This window comes from Streptomyces sp. PL-25 (assembly GCF_058344915.1).
Window position 1 is genome coordinate 6591660 of sequence record NZ_CP136997.1, and the last position, 14616, is coordinate 6606275.

Below are 14616 nucleotides of genomic sequence, written 5' to 3' on the forward strand. Positions count from 1 at the left end.
CGCCGTGACGGCCGTTTCCTTGGGCGTTCCCGAGGTACCGGCCCGGCCGGTCGCCGCGCGGCGTGTGTCGCGGCAGATCCAGGTCGGGCCGGTGGCCGTCGGGGGCGGGGCCCCGGTGTCGGTGCAGTCGATGACGACGACGCGTACGTCGGACATCGGTGCGACGTTGCAGCAGATCGCGGAGTTGACGGCGTCGGGGTGCCAGATCGTGCGGGTGGCGTGTCCGACGCAGGATGATGCGGATGCGTTGGCGGTGATCGCGCGGAAGTCGCAGATCCCGGTGATCGCGGACATTCATTTCCAGCCGAAGTATGTGTTCGCCGCGATCGAGGCGGGGTGTGCGGCGGTGCGGGTGAATCCGGGGAACATCAAGAAGTTCGACGATCAGGTGCGGGAGATCGCGCGGGCGGCGAAGGATCATGGCACGCCGGTGCGGATCGGGGTGAACGCGGGGTCTTTGGACCGGCGGTTGCTGCAGAAGTACGGGAAGGCGACGCCGGAGGCGCTGGTGGAGTCGGCGCTGTGGGAGGCGTCGCTGTTCGAGGAGCATGGTTTCCGGGACATCAAGATCTCGGTGAAGCACAACGATCCGGTCGTGATGATCGAGGCGTACCGGCAGTTGGCGCAGCAGTGCGACTATCCGCTGCATCTGGGGGTGACGGAGGCGGGTCCGGCGTTCCAGGGGACGGTCAAGTCGGCGGTGGCGTTCGGTGCGCTGCTGTCGCAGGGGATCGGGGACACGATCCGGGTGTCGCTGTCGGCGCCGCCGGCCGAGGAGGTGAAGGTCGGTATCCAGATCCTGGAGTCGCTGAATCTGAGGCAGCGGGGTCTGGAGATCGTGTCGTGTCCGTCGTGCGGGCGGGCGCAGGTGGATGTGTACAAGCTGGCGGAGGAGGTCACGGCGGGTCTGACGGGCATGGAGGTGCCGTTGCGGGTCGCGGTGATGGGCTGTGTGGTGAACGGTCCTGGTGAGGCGCGTGAGGCGGATCTGGGTGTGGCGTCGGGCAATGGGAAGGGGCAGATCTTCGTGAAGGGCGAGGTCATCAAGACGGTGCCCGAGTCGAAGATCGTGGAGACCCTGATCGAGGAGGCCATGAAGCTGGCCGAGCAGATGGAGGCAGACGGCGTCGCGGCAGACGCCCCCGCCGCCACCGGAACACCCACGGTGACGGTGAGTTGACGTACGGCACGGACCGAGAGGGGGCCCAGCGTGACCATTCTGGAGACGATCCGGGGACCACGCGACCTGAAGGCGCTGTCCGAGGCGGAACTCGGCGAACTGTCCGGTGAGATACGCGACTTCCTGGTGCACGCGGTCGCCAGGACCGGCGGTCACCTCGGGCCCAACCTGGGCGTGGTGGAACTCACCGTCGCACTGCACCGGGTCTTCGAGTCGCCGGCCGACCGGATCCTGTGGGACACCGGCCACCAGAGCTATGTGCACAAGCTGCTGACGGGACGTCAGGACTTCTCCAAGCTGCGCGGCAAGGGCGGCCTGTCCGGCTACCCTTCCCGCGAGGAGTCCGAGCACGACATCATCGAGAACAGCCACGCCTCGACCGCGCTCGGCTGGGCCGACGGCCTCGCCAAGGCGCGTGACGTGCAAGGGGAGAAGGGGCATGTCGTCGCCGTCATCGGGGACGGCGCGCTCACCGGCGGCATGGCCTGGGAGGCGCTGAACAACATCGCCGCCGCCCGCGACCGGCCGCTGATCATCGTCGTCAACGACAACGAGCGCTCCTACGCGCCCACCATCGGCGGCCTCGCCAACCACCTGGCCACCCTGCGCACCACCGACGGCTACGAGAAGTTCCTCGCCTGGGGCAAGGAGCTGCTCCAGCGCACCCCCGTCGTCGGCGGCACCCTCTACGAGTCGCTGCACGGCGCGAAGAAGGGCTTCAAGGACGCCTTCGCACCGCAGGGCATGTTCGAGGACCTGGGCCTGAAGTACCTCGGCCCGATCGACGGCCACGACGTGCGCGCCCTGGAGTCGGCGCTGCGCCGCGCCAAGCGCTTCGGCGGCCCGGTGCTCGTGCACTGCCTCACCGAGAAGGGCCGCGGCTACGAACCCGCCCTGGCCGACGAGGCGGACCACTTCCACACGGTCGGTGCGATGGACCCGCTCACCTGCGCGCCCCTCGCCCCGTCCGGCGGTCCGTCCTGGACCTCGGTGTTCGGCGAGGAGATCGTCCGGATCGGCGAGGAGCGCGAGGACGTCGTGGCCATCACGGCGGCCATGCTGCATCCGGTGGGCCTCGGCGCGTTCGCCGAGCGGTTCCCGGACCGGGTCTGGGACGTCGGCATCGCCGAGCAGCACGCGGCGGTCTCCGCGGCGGGCCTGGCCACCGGCGGACTGCACCCGGTCGTCGCCGTCTACGCCACCTTCCTCAACCGTGCCTTCGACCAGGTGCTGATGGACGTGGCGCTGCACCGGTGCGGGGTCACCTTCGTCCTGGACCGGGCCGGGGTCACCGGTGTGGACGGCGCCTCCCACAACGGCATGTGGGACATGTCGATCCTCCAGGTCGTGCCCGGTCTCAGGATCGCCGCGCCGCGCGACGCCGGGCAGTTGCGCGCCCAGTTGCGCGAGGCCGTCGCGGTGGACGACGCGCCGACGCTGGTGCGCTTCCCCAAGGAGTCCGTGGGTCCGGACATCCCGGCCGTCGACCGGGTGGGCGGCATGGACGTCCTGCACCGGGCGGAGCGGCCCGACGTGCTGCTGGTGGCCGTCGGCGTGATGGCGCCGGTGTGCCTCCAGGCCGCCGGGCTGCTCCAGGCGCGCGGCATCGGCTGCACGGTCGTCGACCCCCGCTGGGTCAAACCCGTCGACCCGGCGCTGCCGGAGCTGGCCGCCGCGCACCGGCTGGTCGCCGTGGTCGAGGACAACAGCCGCGCCGCCGGGGTCGGCTCCGCGGTGGCCCTGGCCCTGGGCGACGCCGATGTGGACGTACCGGTGCGGCGGTTCGGTGTCCCGGAGCAGTTCCTCGCACACGCCAAACGCGGTGAGGTGCTGGCCGACATCGGGCTGACCCCGGTGGAGATCGCCGGCCGGATCGGCGCGAGCCCGGCCGTCCGGGACGGCGGCGGGACCCGGCCGGAGCGGACCGTTCCCGCGCAGCAACCCGCCGCGGCCGGCGAGGCCGCCGGTCCGGCCGGGGCCGTCATGGCAGTCAAGGAGAAAACTGAATGACCACGGAGTTCGACCTCGGCGCCCTCCTGGCCGAGCGCGGCGCCGAGCGCTACGAGCTGCACAGCAAGCACCTGAACCACCAGCTGCCGCGCATGCTGCACACCATCGGTTTCGACAAGGTCTACGAACGGGCCGAGGGCGCCCACTTCTGGGACGCCGACGGCAACGACTACCTGGACATGCTCGCCGGGTTCGGCGTGATGGGCCTGGGCCGGCACCACCCGGTCGTCCGCAAGGCCCTGCACGACGTGCTGGACGCCGGCCTCGCCGACCTCACCCGCTTCGACTGCCAGCCGCTGCCCGGACTGCTGGCGGAGCGGCTGCTCGCCCACAGTCCGCACCTGGACCGGGTGTTCTTCGGCAACAGCGGCACCGAGGCGGTCGAGACCGCGCTCAAGTTCGCCCGCCGCGCCACCGGCAGACAGCGGATCCTCTACTGCGAGCACTCCTTCCACGGCCTGACCACCGGCTCGCTCTCCGTGAACGGCGAGGAGGGCTTCCGTGACGGCTTCGCCCCGCTGCTGCCCGACACCGCCGTCCCGCTCGGCGACCTCGACGCGCTCGCCCGGGAACTGAAGAAGGGCGACGTGGCCGCCCTGATCGTGGAACCCGTCCAGGGCAAGGGCGTGCACGAGACCCCGTCCGGCTATCTGCGGGCGGCGCAGGAGCTGCTGCACCGGCACAAGGCCCTGCTCATCGCCGACGAGGTGCAGACCGGCCTCGGCCGCACCGGCGACTTCTACGCCTACCAGCACGAGGCCGGCGTTGAACCGGACCTGGTCTGCGTGGCCAAGGCCCTCTCCGGCGGCTATGTGCCGGTGAGCGCGACCCTCGGCAGGGACTGGATCTTCAAGAAGGTCTACTCCTCGATCGACCGGGTGCTGGTGCACTCGGCGAGCTTCGGCTCCAACGCGCAGGCCATGGCGGCGGGCCTCGCGGTGCTGTCGGTCATGGAGAACGAGCAGACCGTCGCCCATGTGCGGACCGTGGGCGACCTGCTGAAGTCCCGGCTGGCGGCGCTCACCGACAAGTACGAGCTGCTCGCCGACGTACGCGGCCGGGGCCTGATGATCGGCATCGAGTTCGGCCGGCCGAAGTCGCTGAAGCTGCGCGGGCGCTGGACCATGCTCCAGGCGGCCCGCAAGGGCCTGTTCGCGCAGATGGTGGTCGTCCCGCTGCTCCAGCGCCACCGGATCCTCACCCAGGTCTCCGGCGACCACCTGGAGGTGATCAAGCTGATCCCGCCGCTGGTGATCGACGAGGCGGACGTGGACCGGTTCGTGGACGCCTTCACCGCGGTGATGGACGACGCGCACGGCGGCGGACTGATGTGGGACTTCGGGAAGACGCTGGTCAAGCAGGCGGTGGCCAACCGGTAGCCGCGGCCGGGGCCCTGCCCGCGCGCCGGTTTTGCCCCTGAGGCAAGAAATTTGCCCCAGGGGCAATCCTGCGGCTGAATGGAGGCATGAGCACCCCCGAGTCCGGGCCACCGGAGGGGCAGGCCGAGACCTTGCCCGCCGTGGCGCCCCAACTGCGCGCGCTGCGCCGCCGGGCCTCCCTCACCCTGGAGGTTGCGGCCCGCGCCGCCGGGCTGTCGCCCGCCCATCTCTCCCGGCTGGAGACCGGGCAGCGCCAGCCCTCGCTGCCGATGCTCCTGTCGCTCGCCCGCGTCTACGGTACGACCGTCTCCGAACTGCTCGGCGAGAGCGCCGCGGACCGGGACGCCATCGTCCGCTCCGGCGACATGGAGCCCACCCCCGCCGGCGGCTGGACCTACTGGCAGGCGGGCTCACCCGGGCGCGGCATGCAGGCCCTGCGGGTCCGTGTGCCGCACGGCTCCCAGGGCGACATCGTACGCGTGCACCCCGGCGAGGAGTGGCTGTACGTCCTCAAGGGCCGGCTGCGGCTGCGCCTGGGCGACAGCACCCACCTGCTCGCGCCCGGCGACAGCGCGCACTTCGACTCGCTGACCCCGCACCGCATCGCGGCCGAGGACCCCGACGGGCTCGACCTGCTCTTCGTCCACACCCTGCTGCAGAGTCCCACGGCCGCGCTGTGCCTGGGCCCCCACACCGGAGAGATGCCATGAGCGACATGGAGGAGAAGTTCCCGCGCGCCCTGTGGGTCCGGCTGATCATCTACATCGCCGTCGGACACCTCTTCGCCGCGTTCATCTGGCTGTTGTTCGAGATCGGCGCCAAGTGAGGCGGGCGCCGCACGCGGCGGGCCCGGGGCTCAGTCCAGCAGACGCTCGCGCAGCCGCTCCCTGACCGGCGGCGCGAGCCTGAGCCCCCGCTCCAGATAGGCGTCGACCCCGCCCCAGGTCTCCTCGGCGGTCTCCAGGGCCGCGGTCAGATACTCCGCCCGCGCGTCGAACAGCGGGCTCAGCAGCTCCATCACCTCGGGGGAGCGGGCCGCGGGCGAGGTGCCGCTGCGGCGCACCTTGTAGCGGCGGTGCAGGGCGTTGGACTCCAGGTAGTCCGCGACGATCGCGTCCCGCTCCACGCCCAGCGCCAGCAGCGTCACGGCTATCGAAAGACCGGCGCGGTCCTTGCCCGCCGCGCAGTGCATCAGGGCCGGGACGCTGTCCTCGGCGAGCGCGTGCAGCACCTGGGAGTGCTCGGCGGTGCGCTCCGTGACCATCGTGCGGTACGAGGCGATCATCCGGTCCGCGCCCTTGCCGCCGTCCAGGATCGCCCGCAGCTGGTCGAGGTCGCCGTCGCGGACCATCTTCCAGAACTCGGCGCCGTCGGCGGGGTCGCTCAGCGGCAGGTTCACATTGCGCACCCCGGGCAGCGCGACGTCCGGCCCTTCGAGCTTCTGGTCGGCCGCGTTGCGGAAGTCGAAGACGGTGTGCAGGCCCAGCGAGGCGAGGAAGGCGGTGTCCTGCTCGGTGGCGTGCGCCAGGTGGCCGCTGCGGAACAGCACCCCGTGCCGCACCCGCCGCCCGTCCACGGTCGGCAGCCCGCCCACGTCGCGGAAGTTGCGGACTCCGGTCAGCTCCGGCTCGGTCGACGGCACCTGCTGCGTCACGGGGGCTCCTCCCTGTCCGGCCCGCCTTCGCGGCTCGTCGGCGGGCGCGGTCCCGACGATACGACATGCCCGCCCGGGGCGGCAGCGCCGTCGTACCGCCTCGTACGGCGGGCGTATTCCCGGCTCGGCGATGATGTCGAAGTGGCCTTTCTCACCGACCGTCAACCCCTGCCTACGGTCGCGTAAGTCACATCGGAAGGTGAATCATGGGCCGACGTGGCAGACGATTCGAAGAGTGACAGCAGATCAGTGATCGGGTCGTACGTGGCGGTGGGGGACAGCTTCACCGAGGGCGTCGGAGACCTTGGACCCGACGGAGCGTTCGTCGGCTGGGCCGACCGGCTCGCCGTGCTGCTCGCCGACCGGCGACCCGAGGGCGACTTCCGGTACACCAACCTCGCCGTGCGCGGGAAACTGCTCGACCAGATCGTGGCGGACCAGGTGCCGCGGGCGGCCTCACTCGCCCCCGACCTGATCTCCTTCTGCGCGGGCGGCAACGACATCATCCGGCCCGGCACCGACCCGGACGACGTGGCCGAACGGTTCGAGAAGGCGGTCGCCCGGCTCACCGGGGCGGCCGGCACCGTCCTGGTCACCACCGGCTTCGACACCCGCGGCGTACCCCTGCTCAAACACCTGCGCGGCAAGATCGCCACATACAACGGGCATGTGCGCGCCGTCGCCGACCGCTACGGCTGCCCCGTGCTCGACCTGTGGTCGCTCAGGACCGTCCAGGACCGGCGGGCCTGGGACCACGACCGGCTGCACCTCTCGCCCGAGGGGCACACCCGCGTCGCGCTGCGCGCCGGGCAGGTCCTCGGCGTCGACGTACCGGCCGACCCGGACCAGCCCTGGCCTCCGCTGCCGCCGCGCGGCACGCTGGAGGTCCGCCGCGACGACGTCCACTGGGCCCGCGAGTACCTGGTCCCGTGGATCGGCCGCCGTCTGCGGGGCGAGTCCTCGGGGGACGCGGTGACGGCCAAGGGCACGCTGTCCCCGGACGACATCAGGACGCGGATCGCGTCGGTGGCCTGAGGCGCGCTGACCGGGACCCGCCGCGCGCGGGCCCCGGCCACCGGCCCCGCGCACCCGCCGGAGTCCGGCAGGGCATCGGGCGCGCTCACCGGGCCGCGATGGTCAACGCCTCCCGGTCCAGGCCCAGTTCGCGGGCCAGGGCCTCGTCGACCCATTCCAGCGCCCGGGTCCGGGACAGCGTGCCCCCGTAGCAGGTCAGCTGTACGGCGAGACCGTCCAGATAGGCCGTCAGCCGCAGGGCGGTACCGGCCGGGTCGGGGCAGCGGAACTCGCCCGCCGCCACCCCCTCGGCCACGACCGCCGTGAGCGCCGCCTTCCAGCGCCGGTCCAGGTCCCGGGTGACCTCCCGCAGCGCGGGCTCGCGCACCGCGGCGGCCCAGCCCTCGATCCACAGCCGCCAGCCCTTGGCGCTGCCCGTCGGCGCGTACCAGCGCACCGCCGCCCGCAGCCTGCGCACCGCCGTCGTACGCCGTCCGAGCAGCGCGCGCAGCCGCGCCAGGTCGTCCTCGGCGGCGCGCGCGAACGCGGCGGCCAGCAGGTTCTCCTTGGTCGAGAAGTGGTAGAGCACCAGCGCGTTGCTCACCCCGAGGACCGCGGCCACGTCGGCGATCCGCACCGCCGCCACACCACGCGCCTCGATCTGCCCGATGGCGGCCCGCAGCAACTCCTCGCGCCGCTCCGCCACGCTCAACCGCACTCTCGCCACGCGAGTCACCCTAATGGGTCTTGCCTCTCAGACAAGATCTGTGCCAGGCGCCCGTCGGGGGCGGCGCGGGGCGGCCCGGGAACGGCGCGGCGGCCCCTTCATAATGGACCACCTGAGCGACCCCACCTGGAGGTAACGTGGCCGGCTTCCGTCCCTCGATTCCCGGGCTGAACGCCCTGCGGCCCGAGGCCTTCGGCGTGGACCCCGGCGGTGCGCGCATGGCGCGGATCCGCCGCTCCCCGCATTTCAAGGACGGCGTCTTCCAGAACCCGGGAGGCCCGGCGAGCATCCGGCCCTCGGGCTCGATGCTGGACTTCGCCAAGCACTACTTCGACAAGGACGAGCGGGTCCGGCGCTCGCCCCGGGGCAACATCCCGGTGCACGCCACCACCTTCGCGGACCTGGCCCGCCCCGCGGCCAGCGGTCTGCGCCTGACCTGGCTGGGGCACTCCAGCGTGCTCGTGGAGATCGACGGGCACCGGGTGCTCTTCGACCCGGTGTGGGGCGAGCGCTGTTCGCCGTTCCCCTTCGCGGGCCCCCGCAGGCTGCACCCCGTGCCCCTGCCGCTGGCCGCGCTCGGCCCGGTCGACGTGGTCGTCATCTCCCACGACCACTACGACCACCTGGACCTGCCCACCATCAAGGCGCTGGCCGCCACGGACACCCTCTTCGCGGTGCCGCTCGGCGTCGGCGCCCACCTCGAACACTGGGGCGTCGCCGCCGACCGGCTGCGCGAACTGGACTGGCACGAGGCGACCAAGGTCGGCGGACTGACCCTGACCGCCACCCCCGCCCGGCACTTCTGCGGCCGCGGCCTGCGCAACACCCAGCACACCCTGTGGGCCTCCTGGGTCGTCGCCGGTGACGAGCACCGCGTCTACCACAGCGGCGACACCGGCTACTTCGACGGCTTCCGGGACATCGGCGCCGACCACGGTCCCTTCGACGCCACGATGATCCAGCTCGGCGCGTACTCCGACTTCTGGCCCGAGGGCCAGCCGGACGCCGGGCCGCTGCCGGGCGCCTGGCCGGACATCCACATGAACCCCACCCAGGGCGTGCAGAGCCACCTCGATCTGCAACAGGGCCGGGCCGAGGGCGTCATGCTGCCCATCCACTGGGGGACGTTCAACCTCGCCCTGCACCCCTGGTCGGAACCGGCGGAGTGGGCGCTGGCCGCGGCGGACGCGGTCGGCCAGGCACTGGCCCTGCCCATCCCGGGCCGCCCCTTCGAACCGGCCGGTGAGCTGCCCGCGCTCCCGTGGTGGCGCGACGTGTCCCAGTCCGCTCGCGCCCGCAGGTGGCCGGCGCCCGAACTGGGCCTGAGGACCGCCCGCGGCCTCGACCTGCTGGCCGAGGACTGAACGAGGGCCGGCCACCCGCCGCACCCTCGCGGCCTCCGCCGCGCCCTGCTGTCAGGTGTGTGCCCGCCCGGCCTCCGGGACGTCCTTCACGAACACGATCCCGTCGGTCCGGGCCAGGTGCGCCGGGTCGAGCGGGGCGTAGCCGTGGTACGGCGACTGCCGGGGGACGGGCGGGGTGCCGCCCGCGAGGGCGGCCGCCAGGCCGCGCGCGTCGACGACACGGGGACCGTCGGCTCCCGGGAGGGCGTACAGGATCCCTTCGAGGGTGTCCGGCGGCGGGACGTCCACGCCCCGGTGGCGGAGCGTGCCGAGGGCGGTGGCCAGGAACGCGTACCGCTCGCCCAGGCGGGCGCCCACCAGCGCGCCCGCGCTCCACCACCGCACAGGAGTGCCGTCCATGCGGATGGTGCTCTGCGCCCGCTGGAGATGGCCGTTGTGGGCGTGGACCAGGACCGGGCCGCGTTCGGCGAGGGCCAGCAGGTTGGCCGCCATCATCCGGTCCCGCAGGGCCACCAGCCAGGTCATCCGGGCCGGTGAGGTGTCGGCCGTCCGGGAGTGGTAGCGCAGCAGCCCGGCGGCGGTACGCCCGTACAGGCGCGCCCGTTCCAGCTCCGGTGGCGCGGCCGCCTCCATGAGCTGCGGTGTCTGGGTGTCGAGCAGCGTCACCAGGTCGTCGGCGATCAGCCGGAGCCGCGCGGCCTCGGCCGAGCGCCCCACCGACCGGGCCGGGTCCCGCATCGCGGCCGGTTCGCTCCAGCGGCCGTCGGCGCCGAGCAGCCGGTCCAGCTCCGGCGCGGCGCACGGAAGCAGACCGGCGTCCACCCGGGCGGCGAGAAAGGCGTGCAGCGCGGTCAGGGCGTGCCGGGGGCTCTCGGCGCCGGTCATCTCCAGCGGGCCGTCGATCCCGGCGAAGCGCACCCGCTCGGACAGCGGTCGCCCCTCGTTGAACTCCCGCATCCAGCGCATCAGTTCACGGTTGGGCGCCGACACGTTGAACCACTCGTGACTGAAGCCGCGCTCCATCACCTCGTCCAGGGAGCCCCTGCCCCAGGTGACGTAGTCGTCCACGGCCAGGCCCCGCAGGCAGTCGCTCTCGATCGCGATGGTGCGGTACCCCTCTTCCTCGACGAGTTGCCGGAACAGCGCGTCGCGCGGTGCGAGGAGCGCGTCCTCGCCGTGAGTGGGCTCGCCCAGGGCGAGGATCCGGGGCCGGGACGGGAGCAGCCGCAGCACGGCGGCGGCGTCCACGGCATGGGCGGTGTTCCTGATACCGGTAGCCATGCCTTCAACGCTATCGTTGAACCCTCGGTGGACACTTTTTTCGACCTCTCCCTTCGAAAGCCCCGGAAAACGGCAGGATCATGGAGTCCGACCCTCAAAGCACCCGACGGCTCAGGCCGGTCGACGTGGCCCGCGCGCACGGGGTGTCCACCCAGGCGGTCAGGAACTACGAGGAGGCCGGCATCCTCCCGGCCGCCGCCCGTACCGAGCACGGCTACCGCGCCTACACCCCGCTGCACGCGCGCGCCCTGCGCGCGTTCCTCGCCCTGGTGCCCGGCCACGGCCACCGCACGGCGGTCGCGGTGATGCGGGCGGTCGGCGAGGGCGCGGTGGAGGAGGCACTGCGCCTGATCGACGAGAGCCACGCCCAGCTCCTGGAGGACCGGCGGACCCTTGAGTCGGTCGAACTGGCCCTCCAGGGCCTCCAATCGCCCGCAGCGCGCGGTTCCGGCGCGGTGCCCCGGCCCGGCCGGACGCCCGCCCCCGGTCCGCCGGCCCGGTCCTCGGGCGGGTCCTCGGGCGGCTTCATCGGACCGCTGGCCGGGCAGCTCGGCATCCGCCCCGCGACCCTGCGCAAGTGGGAGCGCGCCGGGCTGGTCCGCCCGCGCCGCGATCCGCGCACCGGCTACCGGGTGTACGACGAGGCCGCCGTGCGCGACGCCCGGCTGGTGCACCAGCTCAGGCGCGGCGGCCATCCGCTGGAGCGGATCGGCCCGTTGATCGAACGGGTCCGCACGGCGGGCGGCCCCGAGCCGCTGGAGGCCACCCTGCGCGACTGGCGGGACCGCCTCAGCGCCCGCGGGCGCGCGCTGCTGGCCGGGGCCGCCGAACTGGACGCGTATCTGCGCGAGCGCGGCTGAAGGGCGCCGCTGTCGCGCGGCTGGGGTGAGGGGTGCGCTGGCCGGGACACGGCGCACCCCTCACCGGTGCCCTTCTCGCGACCGGGGCGCGCGGGTGTGCGCCTCGGAGGGACCCGCGCTGAAGGGCGGTCGGGACGGGTGCCGGGGAGACCGGTCACCCGCTGCGTTCCGCGGCGAGGCAGGTGCGGCACACCATCCGCCGCGCGGCACGCGGCTTGGTGGCCAGACCGGCCCCGGTCAGGTCGTGCAGCGTCTGCGGGGTGGGCCGCCCGTGGCTGCGGCAGATGCCCGCGCCGCACGTACGGCAGACGGCGACGGCGACCGTCGTGACGTCGAGTTCCTGGCAGTCGAAGCAGATCATCGCGCCGCTCCGTCCCGGCCGGGGCCGGACGGGGGCCGCGCACACGGCGGGCAGGCCGGGCGGGGGCGGTGCGGGGGAGTGGGTCCGTGAGCGGCCACGGACGACGGCGAGGCGTCCACGTGCGTACCTCCCGAGGGCATGCGTCCTGACGTCGGTCAGGAACCATCAGCCCGGAGGAGGGCGGTTCGGACCGGGGAACGGCCCAGGCGGGATCCATCGCCGAGTCCGAGTGAACCGGTCCGGGCGGCGCCGGTCAAGGCCGCCGCCGCCATCGGTGTCCCGGTCCCGCGGCGCGGGCCTATTCCAGACAGCCCGTGAGACGCGCGTACGCCTGCCGGGCCTGGGTCAGGAACTCCTCGGCGGCCGGGGGGTCTTCGCACTCCTCGACCCGCCAGTGGTGCGCCGGGTCGAGCCGGTGCAGCACGGTGGCGAGGGTGCCCTCGTCCGCGTGCCAGGCACGCAGCGCCCGTACGCCGGTGAGGGCGGCGAAGTTGGCGTCGTGCGCCGGTACGCACATCAGCTCCGGGCACGGACGGCCGTCCCTGAGCGCGTGCACCAGCGCGACCGGCCGGGCCCGCACGGTCCGGCCCGGCAGCGCCGGTTCCTCCATCAGCAGCAGGACGGCGGTCGGCTCGCCGTCCTCGGTGAGGGTGCCGTCGATCCGTCCGGCGCCGACCGGGTAGCCGGTCACGCGGGTCGAGCCCGCGGCGGCCAGATCGTGTCCGTCCGATCCGTCGTGCGGTGCGAACGGCGATCCGACCGTCGCCGCCACCATGACCATGATCTCCATCGCAGGCTCCTCCCGTGGTACGGCGGTCCGCGTAGAGGCCATCAGCACGGCGGTGCGTGCGGTCAAGGGCGAGCCCCATCGCCCCGGCACGTTCATTCTCCCCGGCCCGAATGCCGGATATGCCTGCCATGTCCACCTGATGCCCCAGGCCGCCGGGGCGGGCTGGCTCGGGCTGGCGCGCGGGCGCCCGCTGTGGGCACCATGGACGGAGACGGGCGATGAGGCTCGCCCTTGACCGCACATTCCCGTGCTGATGGCCTCTGTGAACGACGGCCGCCCGCCCCGGCGGCCCGGTTACGGAGGCATCGCGGATGTACGCGTACACGATGCGCAACGTGCGGATGGTCCACGGCGACAAGGCCGTCCTGGACGACGTCACCCTCTCCTTCCGGCCCGGCGCCAAGATCGGCGTGGTCGGCCCCAACGGCATGGGCAAGTCCACCCTCCTGCGGATCATGGCGGGACTCGAACGGCCCGCGCGCGGGCAGGCGGCCCCGGCCCCGGACACCCGCGTCGGCATCCTGGAGCAGGAACCCCGGCTCGACGACGCGGCCACCGTCCGGGACAACGTCGAGGAGGGCGTCGCGGACGTCCGGGACATGCTGCGCCGCTACGAGGAGGTCACCGCGCGCCTCGGCCGGGCCGGAGAACCGGAGGCACAGGACCTCCTGGACGAACTCGGCGCGCTCCAGGAGGCCCTGGACCACGCGGGCGCCTGGGACCTCGACTCCCGGCTGGAGCAGGCCATGGACGCCCTGCGCTGCCCGCCGCCCGGCACCCCGGTCCGCGGACTGTCGGGCGGCGAGCGCCGCCGGGTCGCGCTGTGCCGGCTGCTGCTGTCCCAGCCGGACCTGCTGCTCCTGGACGAGCCGACCAACCACCTGGACGCCGAGTCCGTGGCCTGGCTGGAACAGCACCTGGCCGACTATCCCGGCACGGTCGTCGCGGTCACCCACGACCGGTACTTCCTGGACAACGTCGCCCGCCGGATCCTGGAGATCGACCGCGGCCGCGTCCACCCCTACGAGGGGAACTACTCCACCTACCTGGAGACCAAGGCCGCCCGCCTCCAGGTGGAGGGCCGCAAGGACGCCAAGCGGCAGAAGCGGCTCGCCGAGGAACTGGCCTGGGTGCGCGCGGGCGCCAAGGGCCGGCAGGCCGCCTCCAAGGCACGCGTGCAGCGCTACGAGGAACTGGCGAGCGAGGCCGCGCGCCGCCGCGAACCGGACTTCGAGGAGATCCGGATCCCGCCGGGCCCGCGTCTGGGCAGCCTCGTCCTGGAGGCCGACCACCTCACCAAGGGCCACGGCGGCCGGCTGCTGATGGAGGACCTGTCCTTCTCGCTGCCGCGCGGCGGCCTCGTCGGCGTGATCGGCCCCAACGGCGTGGGCAAGACGACGCTCTTCAGGATGATCGTCGGCGAGGAGCGGCCCGACAGCGGGACCCTGCGCCTGGGCGGCACGGTCCGCGTCTCCTACGCCGACCAGGACCGCGCCGGGCTCGACCCGGCCGCCAGCGTGTGGGAGGCGGTCTCCGGCGGCCGGGAGCACCTGCGCGTCGGCGGTGTGGAACTGCCCTCGCGCGCCTATGTCGCCACCTTCGGCTTCAAGGGCGCCGACCAGCAGAAGCCCGTCGGCCTGATGTCCGGCGGCGAGCGCAACCGGCTCAACCTGGCGCTCACCCTCCAGCAGGGCGGCAACCTGCTGCTGCTGGACGAGCCGACCAACGACCTCGACGTGGAGACCCTGGCCTCGCTGGAACACGCGCTGCTCGCCTTCCCCGGCTGCGCCGTGATCAGCGCGCACGACCGGTGGTTCCTGGACCGCGTCGCCACCCATGTGCTCGCCTGGGAGGGCGGCGCCCACTGGTTCTGGTTCGAGGGCAACTTCGCCGACTACGAGGCCGGCAAGCGGCAGCGGCTCGGCGAGGAGGCCGCCCGCCCGCACCCGGTCACGCACCGGCGGCTGGTCCGCGGCTGACCGCCCGACAGGAGCAC

14 protein-coding genes and 3 riboswitches are annotated in these 14616 nt (G+C 73.1%); of the genes, 9 read left to right on the forward strand and 5 right to left on the reverse strand.

Annotation, left to right across the window (positions count from 1 at the left end):
- Positions 1-4: 4 nt before the first annotated feature.
- The 5 genes from ispG to R4Z62_RS29320 all read left to right on the forward strand — a co-directional run bounded on the left by ispG (position 5) and on the right by R4Z62_RS29320 (position 5395).
- Positions 5-1180, forward strand: coding sequence for a flavodoxin-dependent (E)-4-hydroxy-3-methylbut-2-enyl-diphosphate synthase (gene ispG / locus R4Z62_RS29300; protein ID WP_491521362.1), 1176 nt, complete (start codon positions 5-7; stop codon positions 1178-1180).
- Positions 1181-1210: 30 nt separating this feature from the next.
- On the forward strand, positions 1211-3190 hold the full coding sequence (dxs, locus tag R4Z62_RS29305; RefSeq protein ID WP_064536357.1) for a 1-deoxy-D-xylulose-5-phosphate synthase: 1980 nt from the start codon (positions 1211-1213) through the stop codon (positions 3188-3190).
- Positions 3187-4569, forward strand: a complete 1383-nt coding sequence (locus R4Z62_RS29310) for an aspartate aminotransferase family protein (RefSeq protein ID WP_491521363.1) — start codon at positions 3187-3189, stop codon at positions 4567-4569. The genes dxs and R4Z62_RS29310 overlap by 4 nt, the downstream gene beginning before the upstream one ends.
- An 86-nt stretch (positions 4570-4655) precedes the next feature.
- Entirely contained in the window at positions 4656-5279 is a 624-nt protein-coding gene (locus R4Z62_RS29315) for a helix-turn-helix domain-containing protein (RefSeq protein WP_398335594.1), read from the forward strand.
- Positions 5276-5395 carry a DUF6126 family protein gene (locus R4Z62_RS29320; protein ID WP_018566809.1) on the forward strand — a complete coding sequence of 40 codons (120 nt, stop codon included), beginning with the start codon at positions 5276-5278 and terminating at the stop codon, positions 5393-5395. Before R4Z62_RS29315 ends, R4Z62_RS29320 begins: the two co-directional genes overlap by 4 nt.
- A gap of 30 nt (positions 5396-5425) precedes the next feature.
- Here the strand turns inward: R4Z62_RS29320 and R4Z62_RS29325 are convergent, their stop codons facing one another.
- Positions 5426-6223 carry a tyrosine-protein phosphatase gene (locus R4Z62_RS29325; RefSeq protein WP_491521364.1) on the reverse strand — a complete coding sequence of 266 codons (798 nt, stop codon included), beginning with the start codon at positions 6221-6223 and terminating at the stop codon, positions 5426-5428.
- A gap of 249 nt (positions 6224-6472) precedes the next feature.
- On the opposite strand from R4Z62_RS29325, the gene R4Z62_RS29330 reads away from it, so the two are divergent.
- Entirely contained in the window at positions 6473-7258 is a 786-nt protein-coding gene (locus tag R4Z62_RS29330; RefSeq protein WP_491521939.1) for an SGNH/GDSL hydrolase family protein, read from the forward strand.
- 85 nt (positions 7259-7343) lie between these two features.
- Here R4Z62_RS29330 and R4Z62_RS29335 read toward each other — a convergent pair whose 3' ends face one another.
- Positions 7344-7964 (reverse strand): TetR/AcrR family transcriptional regulator, encoded by a 621-nt coding sequence (locus tag R4Z62_RS29335; protein WP_385489451.1) that lies wholly within the window; start codon positions 7962-7964, stop codon positions 7344-7346.
- Positions 7965-8101: 137 nt separating this feature from the next.
- Between R4Z62_RS29335 and R4Z62_RS29340 the strand changes: the two genes are divergently transcribed.
- Complete coding sequence (locus R4Z62_RS29340) at positions 8102-9328, forward strand: MBL fold metallo-hydrolase (RefSeq protein ID WP_382848120.1); 1227 nt, start codon at positions 8102-8104, stop codon at positions 9326-9328.
- Between the two features lie 51 nt (positions 9329-9379).
- On the opposite strand, the gene R4Z62_RS29345 is transcribed toward R4Z62_RS29340, so the two are convergent.
- Positions 9380-10609 carry an erythromycin esterase family protein gene (locus tag R4Z62_RS29345; protein WP_491521365.1) on the reverse strand — a complete coding sequence of 410 codons (1230 nt, stop codon included), beginning with the start codon at positions 10607-10609 and terminating at the stop codon, positions 9380-9382.
- A gap of 80 nt (positions 10610-10689) precedes the next feature.
- Between R4Z62_RS29345 and R4Z62_RS29350 the strand changes: the two genes are divergently transcribed.
- A complete protein-coding gene (locus tag R4Z62_RS29350) occupies positions 10690-11469 on the forward strand; it encodes a TioE family transcriptional regulator (RefSeq protein WP_491521366.1) in 780 nt (259 codons plus the stop codon).
- Between the two features lie 154 nt (positions 11470-11623).
- On the opposite strand, the gene R4Z62_RS29355 is transcribed toward R4Z62_RS29350, so the two are convergent.
- Together R4Z62_RS29355 and R4Z62_RS29360 are read right to left on the reverse strand one after the other, a co-directional pair.
- Positions 11624-11830: a DUF2180 family protein gene (locus R4Z62_RS29355; protein ID WP_064536366.1), complete on the reverse strand. Its 207-nt coding sequence runs from the start codon at positions 11828-11830 to the stop codon at positions 11624-11626.
- A gap of 149 nt (positions 11831-11979) precedes the next feature.
- A riboswitch (Fluoride riboswitch) is annotated at positions 11980-12060 on the reverse strand.
- Positions 12061-12128: 68 nt separating this feature from the next.
- A complete protein-coding gene (locus tag R4Z62_RS29360) occupies positions 12129-12620 on the reverse strand; it encodes an inorganic diphosphatase (protein ID WP_491521367.1) in 492 nt (163 codons plus the stop codon).
- 25 nt (positions 12621-12645) lie between these two features.
- Positions 12646-12712, reverse strand: a riboswitch (Fluoride riboswitch).
- A gap of 113 nt (positions 12713-12825) precedes the next feature.
- A riboswitch (Fluoride riboswitch) is annotated at positions 12826-12890 on the forward strand.
- A gap of 41 nt (positions 12891-12931) precedes the next feature.
- On the opposite strand from R4Z62_RS29360, the gene ettA reads away from it, so the two are divergent.
- Positions 12932-14599, forward strand: a complete 1668-nt coding sequence (ettA, locus tag R4Z62_RS29365) for an energy-dependent translational throttle protein EttA (protein ID WP_491521368.1) — start codon at positions 12932-12934, stop codon at positions 14597-14599.
- Positions 14600-14616: the final 17 nt, after the last annotated feature.